The organism is Corynebacterium sp. 2571A, from assembly GCF_055700935.1.
Genome location: NZ_JASTTE010000007.1, coordinates 19,280 through 34,533 on the forward strand (window position 1 = coordinate 19,280; position 15,254 = coordinate 34,533).

11 protein-coding genes are annotated in these 15,254 nt (G+C 66.7%); 2 read left to right on the plus strand and 9 right to left on the minus strand.

Annotated features, from left to right (window positions below):
• Nucleotides 1–5 precede the first annotated feature (5 nt).
• A complete protein-coding gene (locus QQS53_RS11885) occupies nt 6–857 on the plus strand; it encodes a ParA family protein (protein WP_296203902.1) in 852 nt (283 codons plus the stop codon).
• A gap of 4 nt (nt 858–861) precedes the next feature.
• Nucleotides 862–1,950 carry a ParB/RepB/Spo0J family partition protein gene (locus QQS53_RS11890; RefSeq protein ID WP_472776015.1) on the plus strand — a complete coding sequence of 363 codons (1,089 nt, stop codon included), beginning with the start codon at nt 862–864 and terminating at the stop codon, nt 1,948–1,950.
• Between the two features lie 80 nt (nt 1,951–2,030).
• On the opposite strand, the gene QQS53_RS11895 is transcribed toward QQS53_RS11890, so the two are convergent.
• The 9 genes from QQS53_RS11895 to QQS53_RS11935 form a co-directional block, all read right to left on the minus strand.
• Nucleotides 2,031–3,212 carry an N-acetylmuramoyl-L-alanine amidase gene (locus QQS53_RS11895; RefSeq protein WP_472776080.1) on the minus strand — a complete coding sequence of 394 codons (1,182 nt, stop codon included), beginning with the start codon at nt 3,210–3,212 and terminating at the stop codon, nt 2,031–2,033.
• Between the two features lie 38 nt (nt 3,213–3,250).
• Entirely contained in the window at nt 3,251–3,574 is a 324-nt protein-coding gene (gene trxA / locus QQS53_RS11900; protein WP_070767829.1) for a thioredoxin, read from the minus strand.
• Nucleotides 3,575–3,580: 6 nt separating this feature from the next.
• Nucleotides 3,581–4,507: a thioredoxin-disulfide reductase gene (gene trxB, locus QQS53_RS11905; protein ID WP_472776016.1), complete on the minus strand. Its 927-nt coding sequence runs from the start codon at nt 4,505–4,507 to the stop codon at nt 3,581–3,583.
• 134 nt (nt 4,508–4,641) lie between these two features.
• Entirely contained in the window at nt 4,642–5,319 is a 678-nt protein-coding gene (locus tag QQS53_RS11910; protein WP_472776017.1) for an RNA polymerase sigma factor, read from the minus strand.
• A gap of 94 nt (nt 5,320–5,413) precedes the next feature.
• The gene (gene pepN, locus QQS53_RS11915) at nt 5,414–7,966 is read right to left on the minus strand and encodes an aminopeptidase N (protein ID WP_472776018.1); all 2,553 of its coding nucleotides are present in this window, start codon (nt 7,964–7,966) and stop codon (nt 5,414–5,416) included.
• Nucleotides 7,967–8,070: 104 nt separating this feature from the next.
• Nucleotides 8,071–8,604 (minus strand): YceI family protein, encoded by a 534-nt coding sequence (locus tag QQS53_RS11920; protein ID WP_472776019.1) that lies wholly within the window; start codon nt 8,602–8,604, stop codon nt 8,071–8,073.
• Nucleotides 8,605–8,816: 212 nt separating this feature from the next.
• On the minus strand, nt 8,817–12,203 hold the full coding sequence (gene murJ / locus QQS53_RS11925; protein ID WP_472776020.1) for a murein biosynthesis integral membrane protein MurJ: 3,387 nt from the start codon (nt 12,201–12,203) through the stop codon (nt 8,817–8,819).
• Between the two features lie 18 nt (nt 12,204–12,221).
• Nucleotides 12,222–14,462 carry a hypothetical protein gene (locus tag QQS53_RS11930; RefSeq protein WP_472776021.1) on the minus strand — a complete coding sequence of 747 codons (2,241 nt, stop codon included), beginning with the start codon at nt 14,460–14,462 and terminating at the stop codon, nt 12,222–12,224.
• A complete protein-coding gene (locus QQS53_RS11935; RefSeq protein WP_472776022.1) occupies nt 14,462–15,235 on the minus strand; it encodes an NUDIX hydrolase in 774 nt (257 codons plus the stop codon). The genes QQS53_RS11930 and QQS53_RS11935 overlap by 1 nt, the downstream gene beginning before the upstream one ends.
• Nucleotides 15,236–15,254 lie beyond the last annotated feature (19 nt).

Consider the following 15,254-nt stretch of genomic DNA (forward strand, 5'->3'; position numbering starts at 1 on the left):
TGGGCATGACTACTCCCCGGCTTATCACCATCGCCAACCAAAAAGGCGGTGTCGGCAAGACCACCAGCGCCGTGAACCTCGCCGCCGCACTGGCGGATTCCGGGCACAAGGTGTTGGTGGTCGACTTGGACCCGCAGGGCAACGCCTCTACCGCTGTCGGGGCGGCTCACAATTCGGGCACGGACTCCAGCTACGAAGTGCTGCTGGGTGATTGCCGCGCGGACCAGGCCATGCAGAAGTGCCCGGACGTGGACAACCTCTACTGCATCCCCGCCACCATCGACCTGGCCGGGGCGGAGATCGAAATGGTCTCTCTGGTGCGGCGCGAGTTCCGCCTGTACGACGCCCTGCACAAGGGATTTTTGGATGAGCACGAATTCGACTACGTCTTCATCGACTGCCCGCCCTCGCTGGGCCTGCTCACCATCAACGCGATGACGTGTGCGGAAGAAGTAATCATCCCCATTCAGTGCGAGTACTACGCCCTGGAGGGCGTGGGCCAGCTGCTGGGCAATATCTCCATGATCCGGGAGCACCTGAACGAGGATCTGCACATCTCGGGCGTGCTGTTGACCATGTTCGACGCCCGCACGAAGCTGGCCGAGCAGGTCGCCGACGAGGTCCGCGATCAGTTCGGCGCCGTCGTCTTGGGCAATGTCATCCCGCGCTCCATCCGGGTCTCGGAAGCGCCTGGCTATGGCAAGACCGTCGTGGACTATGATCCTTCATCGACTGGTGCGCGCGCCTACGTGGCGGCCGCCCGGGAACTCGACGAGCGGGGCGACTACCGCCCCCACCCCACCACGGGCGCCATTGGGGTAAGCCCGGAAATTTTCGCGGAATTGGAGGAAGGCTAAAACCATGGCGGACAAGAAAGCAGGAGCACCCAAGGCGGGTAAGGCACCGAAGGCGCAGCACGGCGGCCTCGGCCGCGGTTTGGCGGCACTCATCCCGTCCGGGCCGGACGCGCCGACCCGCAAGCCGCGCCTGGGGGATTCCGCGGCGGACGTCATCCTGGGCAACGCCACCTCGCGCACGCCCGCTGAAGGCTCCTCCGAGGGCGGTTCCGAGGGCAAGCGCGTGAAGGGCGCTCCCACCATCCAGTCCGGGAACACCGGCAAGAAGAAGCAGCCGAAGCCGGCCGCTATCGGGGCCACCTACCGCGAGGTCCCCGTGGGCGACATTCTGCCCAACCCGAAGCAGCCGCGTACGGTCTTCGACGAGGACGAGCTCAAGGAGCTGGTCCACTCGATCAAGGAGTTCGGCCTCCTGCAGCCCATCGTGGTGCGGCCTTCGGAGGAGGGCGGCTTCGAGCTCATCATGGGTGAGCGCCGCTGGCGCGCCTCCGCCAAGGCGGGCCTGGCCACCGTCCCGGCCATCGTGCGGGACACCACCGACGACAGCATGCTGCGCGACGCCCTGCTGGAAAACCTCCACCGCGTGCAGCTCAACCCGCTGGAAGAGGCCAACGCCTACCAGCAGCTGCTGGAGGAATTCGGGGTCACGCAGAACGAGCTGGCCGACCGCCTGGGCCGCTCCCGCCCGCAGGTGACCAACATGCTGCGCCTGCTGCGCCTGCCGGTGGCCGTGCAAAAGCGCGTCGCCGCCGGGGTGCTCAGCTCCGGCCACGCGCGCGCCCTTCTGGGCCTGGATTCGGCCGAGGCGATGGAAGAAATCGCCAACCGCATCGTGGCCGAGGGCCTGTCCGTGCGCGCCACGGAGGAGGCCGTGACGCTCTACAAGCGGCAGGGCAAGGTCGACCAGCCGGCCAAGCGCCAGGCCCCGGTGCAGCCGCAGTACTTCACCGACTCAGCCGAGCGGCTGTCCGATCGCTTCGACACCAAGGTCACGGTGACCATGGGCAAGCGCAAGGGCAAGATGGTCGTGGAATTCGGCGACCAGGAAGACTTCGAGCGCATCATGTCCCTCATCGAGGGCGAGAAGAACTAGCCGCGGCTTCCCCGGCAATACAAAGGCCAGCGTCGAGAGTCTCGACGCTGGCTTTTGTGTTTACCGTGGCTTTTTAGGTCCTAGGACTGCTCGGCCTCGAGCAGCTCGGCGAATTTGTAGGTGCCGGTGGCCAGGTTGTCCTCGTCCATGAGGTAGAGGCGCTTGACGGCCACGACGATGGCCTCGGCGATGTCGTCGCGCTTGGCGGGATCGGTGAGGACCTCCGTGTCGTGCGGGTTGGTCAGGTAGCCCAGCACCACCTGCACGACGGGCATCTGGGTAAAGCGCAGCAGCTCCCAGGTGCGGCCGTGGTTGCGGCAGTTGGTCAGGTGCGTGCGCGCCACGATTTCGCGCTGGATGAACCCGGACAGGGTCTCCCCGATGAGCGAGGAGTTGCCGGACTCGGAGCCGAAGTAGAACGTGGCTACGCCGTTGGCCTTCTCGTTGGCGTAGGAGTCACAGGCCAGGGAGATGACCAGGTCCGCGTCGAAGGCGTTGGCCATTTCGGAGCGTTCCTTGATGGACGGATCGTGCATGCGCGGGCGGGAGAGGATGGTCTCCATCCCGGCGGCAATCATGCGGCCCTCGACGCGCTGGGCGAGGTCCCAGATGAGCTCTTCCTCGGTGATCTCGCCGTAGCGCCCGGTCACGGTCTGACCCTTGCGGGAGCCGCCGAGGCCCGGATCGATCACCACGCGCTTGCCGCTGAGCTTCGGGCCCGCGTTGCGCACGCGCTCGCGCTCCTGGATGTTGTGCGCCGAGCCGCCGGTGATCCGGCGCCCCAGCAGGCTTAAGGCCCGGAGGGTGACCGGACCGCACACGCCGTCGGCCTGCAGGCCGCTGTTGAGCTGGTAATCAGCCAGCGCGTCGTGGGTGTACTGGCCGAAGTGCCCGTCCACGCGGTTGTGGTAAAAGCCGAGCTCTTCCAGTTGGGATTGGAGCTGCGAGACGTCGTCGCCGACTAGCTCGCTGCCCTGCTGGAACTGCAGGACACGGGTGCCGAGGGAATAGGACGCCAGGCGCATCTCCCGCAGCGTCATGTCATCAATGCGACCGGAGGGGATGATCCCTCGCGACTGCTGGAAAGCCTTGATCGCTTCCGCCAACTCAGCATCAAAGTACTTGTCTTGCTCCGAGTAGCTCTGCTTCTTCCAGGCGCTTACCTCGCCGGAGTACTGAGTCAGCTGGCCGAGGCGAGCCAGGTTCGCGCGTGCCTCAGCGACGCGCACGCTGGTGTCGCCCACACTTAAGACGCGATTCACATTCATTCCTTCATCCTTCAAGCATCCCTGAACCACGGTTAAAGGTGGTTGTTGATCTTGGACAGAATGTCTTCCTTGCTGCGCAGGCCAGCAAATTCCTCGACCTTCTCGCCGTTTTTAAAGATCAGCACCGACGGCAGGGACATGATCTGGAACATGGCCGCCAGGTTGCGCTGCTCCTCGACGTTGACCTTCACCACGCCGACCTTGTCGCCCAGCTCTTCTGCGATCTCGTCCAGCAGCGGGGAGAGCTTCTTGCAGGGACCGCACCAGTCCGCCCAGAAATCGACGACGACCGGCTTACCGGCCTCGATAACCTCGGAACGGAAGTTATCAGTGGTCACTTCTTTGACATTGCTCATAATGATTTAACGATTCTCCGCGAGGAAATGTTCCGCATCGATCGCCGCGCGGCAACCGGAACCGGCGGCGGTGATGGCTTGCTGGTAGTGGTCATCGACCAAGTCGCCGCAGGCGAAGACGCCCGGCAGGTTGGTCTCGGTGCCCGGGTGGGTCACGGTGACGTAGCCGGCCTCGTTGAGGTCGACCTGGCCGTCGAGGAAGGCCGAGCGCGGGTCGTGGCCGATGGCCACGAACATGGCGGTGACGTCGAGGGTCTTGGTCTCCCCCGTCACCGCGTTGTGCAGCTCCAGGCCGCTGACCTTGCCGTCTTCTTCGAGGACGCGCTCGACGGTCTGGTTGAGCTCCCACTTAATCTGCGGGTTCTGCTGCGCGCGCTCCAGCATGATCTTGGAGGCGCGGAAGTTCTCGGAACGGTGCACGATGGTCACGGTCTCCGCGAACTTGGTCAGGAAGGTCGCCTCCTCCATGGCGGAGTCGCCGCCGCCGATGACCGCGATGTTGTGGCCCTTGAAGAAGAAACCGTCGCAAGTCGCGCAGGTGGACACGCCGCGGCCGGTCAGCTCCTGCTCACCCGGCACGCCCAGGTGACGCGGGGCGGCGCCGGTCGCCAGGATGACGGTGCGGGCCTCGAAGACCTCGTCGCCGACGTGCAGCTTCTTAATCTCGCCGTCGAGCTCCAAGGAGTCGACGACCTCCATGCGCAGGTCAGCGCCGAAACGGGTGGCCTGAGCGCGCATTTCCTCCATGAGGTCCGGGCCCATGATGCCCTTCTGGAAGCCGGGGTAGTTTTCTACCTCGGTGGTGTTCATCAGCTCGCCGCCGTATTCGAAACCTTCGAAGACGATGGGGTTTAACTCCGCGCGGGCCGCATACAGCGCCGCGGTGTAGCCGGCCGGGCCGGATCCAACGATGGCGACATTGTGAACGGTCATGTGTGTGTAACTCCCCTTGATTCAAATCGAGTCGCTTAACGCCCCAGATTCTACTCGGTCTAGGGAAAACTCCCGCATCGACAGCGCGGGCCTGCGGGAAGTTGATACACAACCTTAATCATTGGGTCGGAATCTCACGGGCTAAAAGAGATGGCTTCTTTGAGTACCCCCTTGGCCCGGGCGCGGCGGGACTTGATGGTCCCGGGCGCCACTCCCTGCTGGCGGGCGACCTCGGCCACGTCGAAGCCGGCGACGTCGATCAGCCACAACGCCACCCGTTGATCCGGGCGCAGCAGGCGCAGCGCGGCGCAAAGCGTTATCCGCAGGTCCACGTCCCGGTCGTCGGTGCAGGCCAAAAGGTGGTTATAGTCCTCGTCCACTACCCCTGCGTCGAGGGAATAATTCTCCCGGTTGGAGCGGTGATTGAGGAAGTCGTAGCCGGAGTTCATCACCAGCCGGTGCAGCCAGGTGCCCAGCCGGGCCTCCCGCCGGTAGGTGTGCAGCTTCCGGCTGGCGCGCAGCAGCGCCTCCTGCACGATGTCCTGGGCGTCGGTGTCGTTGTGCGTGTACCGCCGCGCCACGGTGGTCAGGCGTGAGCGGTGGCGCTCCACGATGGCGGAAAACGCCTTGCCGTCTCCCCCGATATACGCGTCGACGAGTTCCTGATCGGTCTTGTCGCGCCCCGTGTTGTCAGTCCTGCTCGCCCTGTTTGCACTGCTTGTGCTGGTTGTGCTGTCTGTGCTGTCTGTGTGATCTGCTTGGTCGGTTTTATGGCTGGATAGAGTCTCCCCCGAGCCCATCGCTTGAAACACCCCCGAGTTTTAAAAAGTGATGGTGACTCCTATTCCACCTTATTTTTGCGACCTGCGCCACTCGGGGAGGCGAAGTTTTCTCGGGAAGGTGCTCCTAGTGCTGGGCCGGCGAGGCCTTCACGGCCTGCCGGCGGCGCAGCTCGTCCTGGCATTCGGTCAGCACGCGGGCCAGCGCGCGCGGGGGCTGGTGGCTCTCGATAAAGGCCGTGGTGGCTGCGTCGCGGCCCGGTAGGTACGGGTAGAGGCCGCGGACCAGCCGGTTGGCAATCTCGATGGGGTGGGCCTCCCAGAGGTGCGACAGCTTATCGAAATAGGCCTGGGCGAAGGGCTCGCGCAGGGCCTTCGAGCGCGGGGCGTTGAAGGCAGCCAACAGGGAGTCGACCTGGGCGTTGGAGAACTTCTCCGGGGTGGTCACCAGGTCGAAAACCTCGCGCTTGGTGGCGTTATCCGGGGTGGAATAGCGCGCGCCGAGGGCGGCTGCGGCGCCGGTCAGCGTGGCATCGTTAGCCTGCTCCGCCGCCAGATCCTCGGCGCTGAAGGCGTCGCGGGCGCGCAGGGCCTTGACCAGGGACCAGCGCACATCCGGATCGAGGCGCAGGCCGGCAAGCTGCCCGTCCAGAAGCTGTTTCAGGCGCGCGATGGGGGCGTCGCCGGGCGCGGCGGCCAGGGCGGCAATCGTGCTGCGGGTCAGGATGAGCTGCTCGTCGGAGCCGGGCGCGGCTCGGTGGACGAGGTCCCAGAGCCGGTCCGCGAAGTCGGTGCGGGCCGGGTCCTGCTCGGCCTCCGGCACGAAGCAGTTGATCGCGTAGTGCGCGTTGTTCAGCGCGGTGGCCAGCAAAGTCGCGTTGGTCTCCGCGGCGGCGTGGCGGGTGACCGTCTCCACGTACTGGCTGACCGGCCAAGCGCCGTCGCGGGTCATGTTCCACACCCCGGTCCAGATCACCGCCCGGGTCAGATCGCTGTCGATCTCGGACAGGCGGGTGCGGATGGTCTCCAGGGAACGGTCGTCGAAGCCCACCTTGGCGTAGGCGTGGTCCGAGTCGTTGACCACCACCAGCGCGGGCAGGTCCAGCCCGGCGGCCGCGGGGATCTCCGTGGCTCCGGCGCCGGCTGCGATATCGACGTCGAAGGTGGCCTGCTTTCGCAAGTGCTCGTCCAGCAGCGTCACGTCCAGGCGGTGCGGGCGGGTGGATTCCGGGTCCTCGCTGAGAACGGAGAGGTGCTCGATGGTTGTGGTGCCGGTGACCTGCGGGCGCAGGCTGTCGATGCCGGTGGTGCGCAGCCAGTGCCGCGCCCACTCCGGCAGGTCGCGGTCGGTGTGCCCGGCCAGCGCGTCCAAGAAGTCGTCGAAGCTAGCGGCGGCGAAGGCGTGGGCGGCGAAATAGTCCCGCGCGCCGGCGTAGAAGGCCTCGCGGCCGACGTAGTGGACCAGCTGCTTCAACACGGCGGCGCCCTTGGCGTAGGTGATGCCGTCGAAGTTCTGGCGGGCGGCGTCCACGTCCGGGATCTCCGCCTTGATGGGGTGCGTGGTGCGCAGCTGGTCCTGCTGGCAGGCCCAGTTCTTGCGGCTGCCGGCGAAATTCGCCCAGGCCTCCGTGTAGGCGGTGGCCTCCACCGAGGAATCCGCGCCCATGAACTCGGCGAAGGACTCTTTCAGCCACAGATCGTCCCACCAGCGCGGGGTCACCAGGTCGCCGAACCACATGTGCGACATCTCGTGGAGGATGGTGTTCGCCCGCCCAGCGTGCTGGGCGCGGGTGGCCTGCGAGCGGAAGAGGTACTTCTCCGTGAAGGTGACCAGGCCCGGGTTTTCCATGGCGCCCAGGTTGTATTCCGGCACGAAGATGGAGTCGTACTTGCCCCACGGGTACGGGAAGTCGTAGTGCGCGTGGAAGAAGCCCAGGCCCTGCTGGGTCAGCTCAAGGATCTCGGCGTCGAGGTAGTCCGCCATGGACGCACGGGCGAAGGCCCGCAGCTGGATCGGCTGGGCGCTGTCGCCCTCCGGGGCCCAGGTGTCCTCCACCACGCGGTAGGGCCCGGCCGCGAAGGCGGTCAGGTAGGTCGACAGCGGCGGGGTGGGCGCGAAGCTAACGGTCACGCAGTCCTCGCCGCAGTCGGTGCGGCTTAACTCCGGCTGGTTGGACAGCACCTGCCAGGTGGCGGGGGCGGTGATGTGGACGCTGAAGGCGGCCTTCAGGTCCGGCTGGTCGAAGCACGGGAAGATGCGGCGGGCGTCGGAGGGCTCCAGGTGGGAGTAGATATAGACGGCGTCGTCCGCCGTGTCCACCATGCGGTGCAGGCCCTGGCCGGTGCGGGAATAGCGGCTCTGGCCGTGGGCCTCGAGGCGCACGGTCTGCCCCACCGGCACGTCGTCGACGGTCAGCCAGCCGTCGGCGAAGGCGAACGGGCTCGGCTGGCCGTTGAGGGTGACGCTATCCACGCTGGCGCCCAGGTAGTCCAGGAAGACGTGCGGGTCAGCGGTGGAAAACTCCACGACGACGTGCACGCCGAAGGTGGCCTGGGTGGCCGCGGCGCTCAGATCCAGGTGCAGATCGTAGGAGTCCACCCGCAGGTTCTCGCTGCGGTGGCGCGCCGCCTCCTGGGTGAGGGTGGCGGGTTCGGGCACGGAGGCAGTCTGCGAAGTCATAGCCACCACAGTAGTGCCTGAAAACGCCGGAAACCCCGGAATCGGCTTTGCACAGTCTGCGAGCCGACCCGGGGTCTGGTTTCGGCTGGAAGGAGGCGAGCGCCTTACTGCTTGATAGCGGAGGCCTCGATCTCCAGCTTGATGTCCTCGGAGACCAGCACGCCGCCGGTCTTGAGCGGGGCGTTGAAGTCAACGCCGAAGTCGGTGCGGTTGATCTTGCCCTTGGCCTCGAAGCCCAGGCGGGTGTTGCCGAACGGGTCCTCGGCGATACCGTCGGTCTCGACCTCCAGGGTGACCGGCTTGGTGGTGCCCTTGATGGTCAGGTCGCCGGTGACGGAGCCGTTGCCGGACTCGTCCACCTTGAACTCGGTGGCGGTGAAGGTGATCTCCGGGAAGGACTCAACGTTGAAGAAGTCCTCGCCCTTGACGTGGTTGTCGCGGTCGGCGTTGCCGGAGTCGATGGAGCCAGCCTTGATGGTGACCTGGGCCTGGGAGTCAGCGATGTTGTCCGCGATGGTGATGTTGGAGTCGAATTCGGTGAAGTTGCCGCGGACCTTGGTCACCATGGCGTGGCGGGCGACGAAGCCGATGGTGGTGTGGGCCGGGTCCAGAACGAAGTTACCTGCGAGGTTGGTCATTGTTACTCCTTGAAGTAGTCGGTGTAGTAGGCGATGTTTGTTTGGCAAGCGCCAGTCTATGCAATTCTCCGCGCACCTGTTGTTGATGCGTCTACAAACGATGATACACCAAGGTTTAAATCTGTCAACCGCTGCTAGGAGATAATTTTTTAGTTAACGGATAAACTAACCACTAGCTGCGGGAATCCGCCGGGGCCGCAGCGGAAGAAAAGCTACTGCGGCACTCCGGCGACGCGGATATCGGCCAGGGTGGCCTTCTTATTCTTCGGCAGTTCGCTGATCCAGACCAGCAGGCCGTCGTAGAACTCCGGCTTCTCCTTCAGATCCAGCGAGGTGCGCGAGCCCTGCAGCGGTTCGCTGGCCAGCTGCGGCAGCTCGTCGAGCTGCGGGTTCGTGGGGTCGAAGGTCTCCGACTCCACCGCGTAGATTTCCACCTTTGCCTGGGAGCTCCCCGACTGATCGATGATGACGTCGCGCAGCTGCACCGGATCCTCAAGGCGCAGGACCACGCCGGTCTCCGCCTTCTCGGTGGACCAGCGCGTGGACTTGTCGCCGTCGATGAGGTCTTTGGCGTCCTTGTTCGCCGGCACGGTGTGGGCCGACTGGGCGTCGAGGAGCAGCGGCGGGCCGGAGAGCAGGGTCGGCTCGGCCTGCTTGACCGCCTCCGTGTTGATCGGCGCGTTCTCGGTGTTGTTGCCCAGGATCGACATCACCCAGGTGGTCAGGGCCGCCATGAGCACCACGAAGATGGTGGCGAGTACGCCGATGAGCAGCACGCCGGAGCCCGAGTAGCCGCGCCCGCCGAAGCCGGCGGTCGGTTCTGGGGTCTCCTCCGGGGTATCGTCCGGCAGCTGGCTGACCGGCAGGGCCTCGTCGCCTTCCGGATCGTTCGGGGCGAAGTCGTAGAGGCGGTGGGCAATTCCGGCCAGGGTCTTGCCCTGCGCGGCGGCCAGTGCCTCCTCCTTGTCTTCCTTATCGTCCGCGTCCGCGGCGTCCAGTTCCCGGTAGGCCTGCTCCACCTCGGCCGCGACCTCCTCGCCGGAGAGCTCGGCATCGGCGGCGATATCGCGCAGCACCTTCGGCGTGGGCGAGGTCGACTCGACCAGCATGTCGAGTGCGGAGCTCAGGCTCTCGCGGTCGGTGGACTCCGCGGCGTCGCTCAGCACCGCCGGGAAGGCCAGCACGGCCACGCCGTCGGTGGAGATCCGGATGCGGTCGCGGTGATCCAGGCCCATGAGCACGCCGGCCTCGTGGGCGGTGGCGGTGTCCTCGACCATGTAGCCCATCGCGTGGGCGACCGCGTGCGGGTCCAGCCCGTCGGAGGCGGCAACCGTCTTCAGCTCGGTGCCGGCGACCCAGTCGGCCACCACCAGGCAGCCGGAGCGATAGGACAGCACCTCGATATTCGGCGCCACCGAGGTCAGTCCCAGCTCGCCCAGCTTGCGGGTGTTGCGGGCCACCGCGGCGGAGCGGCGCGCGGCCTGGCCCGGGTTGGCCGGCGCGAACGGCGCCTGGTTGGTGGTGTCCACGAAGGTCAGCGCCACCGTCCGGCCGGTGGACTGCTCGCGCGCCTGCCAGAAGCGGGCGCCGGCCACGGATCCGTGGTCCTTGAGCAGGCGGAAGCGGCCGTCGGAGACCGGCGCGCCCGGGACCAGCCGGGGGCCGCGGACAATGCCGGCCGACATGGGCGGCGGGACCGGCGAGGAGTTGAAGGAGTCCTGCGTGAACACGGACTGGATTTCCTGCAGCTCCGGCTCCTCGACCTCGATGGCCTGGGAGTTGTCGACCTTGATGAAGCGGGCCATGCCCGGGATGCGGTGCAGGGCCCGGCCCAGGTTCTGGACCTCGGGCAGGCCGGAGCGGGACAGCGCCAGGCCGGTGATGACGACGAAGAGGATCCCGAAGACGATAACGCGCAGCAGGTAGAAGATGGACGGCATGGGATCCGGCAGCACCAGGCCCACCAGCCAGTTCGCGGCCATCGTGATTGCCACGCCCACCACGCCGGAAATCGTGGCCCACACGATCGTGCGGCTGAGCTCCTTGCCGCCCAGGGATCCCAGCTTGCGCTTGAGCAGGAACGCGCCGATGACCGCGCCGGAGATGAAGCCGAAGCCGTTGGCGGTACCCAGCAGGATGACCACGTGCTCCGGGCTGCTGGCCACCAGCGGAGCCAGCAGCGTCAGCACCACCTTGGTGAAGGTGATGCCGGCGATGATAAACGTCGGGGTCCAGGCTTCCTCGCGGGCGTAGAAGACGCGCAGGTGCAGCAGCACCAGCGCATAAGGGATCAGCGTGAAGGCGGAGAAGCTGATGGTCAGGCCGAGCTGCTCGGCGCTGTCGGCGCCGTAGGAACCGTACTGGAAAAGAGCGCGTGCGATTGGCGTACCGAAGGCCGTCATGAAGATGACGATCGGGATCAGCGCGATGAAGGTCAGCTTGGAGCTCAGCGTCAGATCCCGGACCACGCCGTCGACGTCGCCGTCGGCCGCGTTGCGCGACAGCCGCGGCATGATGGCGGTCAGCAGCGTGACGCCGATGATGCCGTAGGGCACCTGTAGCAGCAGCCAGGCGTTTTGGTAGACCAGCGGCGCGCCGGCGTCGGCGTGCGCGGCCACCCGGGAGGTGACCACGTAGCCGGCCTGGGAGATGGCCACGTAGGCGATGATGGCCACCGCCATGCTGCCGAATTGCTTGATGCGGTCGTCCAGGCCCCACATCGGCCGCATGTTGATGCCGGCCTTTTTCAGGTACGGCAGCAGGATCAGCGCCTGGACCACCACGCCCGTGGTGGTGCCCAAGCCCAGCAGGATGACGTGCGGGTCGGTCACCGGGCTGGGCGCGTCCGGGTGCAGGCTGCCCGGCAGGAAGCGGTACATCAACAGCACCGAGATAGAGATGATGTTGTTGACCACCGGCGCCCACGCGCCCGAGCCGAAGATGTTCTTCGTGTTGAGCACCGCTTGGGACAGCGCGAAGAGCCCGTAGAAGAAGATCTGCGGCAGCAGGAAGTAGGCAAAGGAGATCGCCTGGATCGAGTTTGCCTTGGAATCTTCGGGCAGCATCAACTCCGTCAGCAGCGGAGCAAAGAGCACCGAGAGCAGCGTGACCACGCCGAGCAGGCTAAAGGCCAGCGTGAACAGCCGGCGGATGAAGACCTCGCCGCGGTCGGAGTCCTCCTTCTCCGCGCGCACCAGCACCGGCACCACCAGCGAGGTCAGCACCGCGCCCAGGACGATCTCGGTGACGAGGTTGGGGATCTGGTTGGCGGAGCTGAACGCCGTGCCGACGGCGGCGCCCAGGGTGGCGCCGATGAGCATCTGGCGGAGGAAGCCGGTGATACGCGACAGCAGCGTGGCGATGGCCATCGTGCCGGTCGCGCGCACCACGTCGCGGTCGCTGGTGGACTGTTCGGCATTCTTGCCGCGCAGGTCCGACTTGTCCTCCACCGGTTCCGCGGCCGGCACGTTCACCGGCTCGCGGCGGGTGGGCACGGGAGCCGGCGGCGACGCCGAAACGATCCGCCCGCGGAGGCCGGCGGGTTTCGGTTCTTCGTGCCTGGATTCTGATTCAGCCTCGCGGCCCTGCTGGTTGGTCATAGAAAAACTTAAGCTCTTTTACGTCTCTGATTTCTTCTTGCGCCCGACCTTAAAAAGAAGGGCCAAACCTACTGCGAGTGCAGCGGCGATGCCGATGCCATAGACACTGAGGATACCGGCTCGGGTCTGCACGGCGATACTTATCGGCTGCGAGATCATGTCGGATTCCGGGGTGGCCAGCCACAGCTCCATACGGATGCGGTCGGTCTGCTCGGGCAGATCGGCGGTCATGTTCACCGTAATAGAGCCGGTGGCGGGGATCCGAACCCGCTCCGGCGTGTTCAGCCGGGCGTTATCCGGGCCCTGGTACTCCAGCGTGGCCTCCACCGGCAGCGGCAGGCCGTTTTCCGCCACGATGAGCAGCGGCGAGGACTCCGAGACGCGCGTGTAGACGTTGCCGGGCGGCAACAGCGTCACCGAGGAGCGCAGCTCTTGCAGCGTGTTCGAGTTGGCGTCCAGGCGCCGGGTGGAGGCCTCTTCCGATTCCTTAGCGGTCGGCAGGCTGGTCCGCCGGGTGGCCGAAAGCGCCGTGAGCAGATCGTGGCGCAAGGGCTGGGTAAAGCCGTAGCGGGTCAGCGCGATATGCGGATCGTTGACCATGATCTTGGTCAGCTCGTCGGCGTACTTCGCCTGCTGCTTGATACGCCCGGTCTGGGTGGCATCGAAAGCAGCCGGGTCCACGTAGGGGCTGCCGGCCGGCAAACCCTGCTCCGCCGCCTCGCTGGTTTCCAGCGGCAGCGCGGAAATTGGCTTGGCGCGCGCGGTGTTATCACTCAGCACGGCCTCGCCCGCGGCGAGCACCTGGTCGGCGGTGGCCGGCTCCAGGGTGGCGGGCAGCACGGCCAGGGTGTCGTCCTCCTGGGCGCCTAGCCGGAGTGCTGCGGCGGCGCTCAAGTCCCGCGCGAGGACGGAGTCCACCCGGTAGTCGTAGCGCAGCTCCGGGTTGGAATAGGCCGTGGTCTGTGGGCGCGTGCCGGTCTGGGCCAGCAGGCTCCCCAGGGAGGCGTCGAAGGAAAGCGCCTGGCCTTCCCAGATGCTGTTGTCGGCCACGACGGCGGGCCGGCCGAGGTCTTCCGTGACGTAGCCCTTGCTGCCCACCAGGGCGTTGCTGGCCAGCGGGCGGCCGGCCAGGCGCTCGATGATCTCGGCGCCGTGCGCGAAGGCCTCGTGGTCGAGCCAGGCGTTGTCCACACTGCGCACGGCCGAGGGATCCGCGTCCGCCCAGGGCATGGCCATAACGCAGTCGAGCTGCTTGATCTTGGCCAGCCACTCACTGGCGGCCCTACTGCCCTGCCCGTTCTCGCCGCGGTAGTCCGCGTCATCGTTAAACCACGAATCGCGCAGGCGCTTGGTCTGGTGTGCCACTGAAGGCCGGGAATCATGGACGGTGTAGCCGTCCTCCATGCGCTCGACCACGCTGAGTAGCGCCGGGTCCAGCGCCGCGCAGGCCGCGCCCTGCAGGTCGTGGGACAGGTAGCTATCCACCAGGCGATCCAGCCGTCCCCCGGGCGAGAGGGACTGGGCCAGGTGATCGGACTCCAGAATCAGCGACTGCCCGCCGGTATCCCCCGGCACGATGTCCACCGTGTCAGTAATCGGATAGATAACGGACAGGTCGTGGGGCTCGGAGTTCTCTGTCTCTTCTATGTTTTCTGCGTCTTCGGCCGCGGGGCCCGCGGCTTCGCCTTGTTTCTCGCCTTGTTCCTGTCCGTCAGGTTTAGGGGCGAGGTCGAGCAGGGTGCGGTCCTCCGACAGGCTGACCGGTTCCCCATCGCGGGTGCCGGTCAGCGTGTAGAGCAACGGGTAGATACCGGCTTCGGTCATAGCCAAAGAGCCCTCGCCCTCCAGCCCGGTCGGGATCGTCAGGCTGACCTCCCGGGTCTCCCCGGGGCCCAGGGTCCCGGGGTGGGCGCTGGCGCCGAAATACGGGAAGGAGCCTTGGGCCAGCTGCGTGCGGGCCTCGGCGGTGGTGGGCACCGCATCCCCCCGCCGGGTGGTGACCTGCAAGTCCTCCACGGTTTGATCGGTCGGGTTGTGGATCCGGAAGCGCACGGTCAGCGCGTCGCCCACCTGGACCGGGTTGGCCTCGATGAGCTCGAGGTCCAGCTGGTCCGGCTGGCGCGCCTGGCCCCAGGCGGCGGATTCAGCGTCCTGCGCGGTCGCGTCGGGGGTGGCCGCCGGGCCGCCGATGCTGATTCCGAGCGCCACGGCCAGGCAGGCGGTCGTACCGGCGGTCAGGCGGCGGAGTCGGCGTCCCATCACCGCGGCGTGGCCTTCCCGGCAGCTGCCTCCTGACGGGCCATGTCCGGCAGGATGTCGTGGGCAATGCGGGCCAGCTTGCGCTCGTCCGCGTAGGCCAAATGCTCGATGAGTTCGGAGACGGGGATCCAGGCCACCTCGGTGACCTCCGGGTCCTCGTCGTTGAGGATGCCGTCGACGAAGCGCAGCAGGTGGTGGTGCACCGTCTTGTGGATGCGCACCCCGTCAGAGACGAACCAGTAATCAATAGTGCCCAGATCGGCGAAGACCTCGCCGCGCACGCCGGTTTCCTCCCAGACTTCGCGCTCGGCGGTGGTGTGCCGCGGCTCCCCGGGCTCCACGTGGCCCTTCGGCATGGACCACAGCAGGCGGCCCCGGCGGTCGAGCCGGCCGATCAGTGCCACGTAGATGCGGGTGAGATCCACTTCGCCGCCGTCGTGGACGGCCTCCGCGAGGCCGGAGACCACCAGGCCGCCGGCCGAGGTCTCGTCCCGGGTGGTCATGTGGCTGGCCGCCGCCTGCCGCCGGGAGTTGCTGCCGCCGCGCCCGCCGCGGGACTTGGAATGGGTGCGGGTATTCTTGCCGCCCTTGCGGGCGTTGTTCGCGCGCCCGCCGCGCCGCGACTTGGCCCCGCCGCGCCGGCGCGAGCGACCGCGGCCCCCGCGGCGCGAGGAGCCGGAACCGTTCCCGCCTGCCGTGGCAGCCGCAGGCTCGCCGCCGGGCGCGGCGTTGGTGTTGCTGGCCTTCGGGCTGGCCTCGTTGTGGTTAGTCATCCTGGTTAATCGTAGTAGA

Excerpts from the sequence above, each read along its gene's own strand:
- QQS53_RS11885 (WP_296203902.1), top strand. The coding sequence starts at position 6 with ATGACTACTCCCCGGCTTATCACCATCGCCAACCAAAAAGGCGGTGTC.
- QQS53_RS11890 (WP_472776015.1), top strand. The coding sequence starts at position 862 with ATGGCGGACAAGAAAGCAGGAGCACCCAAGGCGGGTAAGGCACCGAAG.
- trxA (WP_070767829.1), bottom strand. The coding sequence starts at position 3,574 with ATGAGCAATGTCAAAGAAGTGACCACTGATAACTTCCGTTCCGAGGTT.
- trxB (WP_472776016.1), bottom strand. The coding sequence starts at position 4,507 with ATGACCGTTCACAATGTCGCCATCGTTGGATCCGGCCCGGCCGGCTAC.
- pepN (WP_472776018.1), bottom strand. The coding sequence starts at position 7,966 with ATGACTTCGCAGACTGCCTCCGTGCCCGAACCCGCCACCCTCACCCAG.
- QQS53_RS11920 (WP_472776019.1), bottom strand. The coding sequence starts at position 8,604 with ATGACCAACCTCGCAGGTAACTTCGTTCTGGACCCGGCCCACACCACC.
- murJ (WP_472776020.1), bottom strand. The coding sequence starts at position 12,203 with ATGACCAACCAGCAGGGCCGCGAGGCTGAATCAGAATCCAGGCACGAA.
- QQS53_RS11930 (WP_472776021.1), bottom strand. The coding sequence starts at position 14,462 with ATGGGACGCCGACTCCGCCGCCTGACCGCCGGTACGACCGCCTGCCTG.
- QQS53_RS11935 (WP_472776022.1), bottom strand. The coding sequence starts at position 15,235 with ATGACTAACCACAACGAGGCCAGCCCGAAGGCCAGCAACACCAACGCC.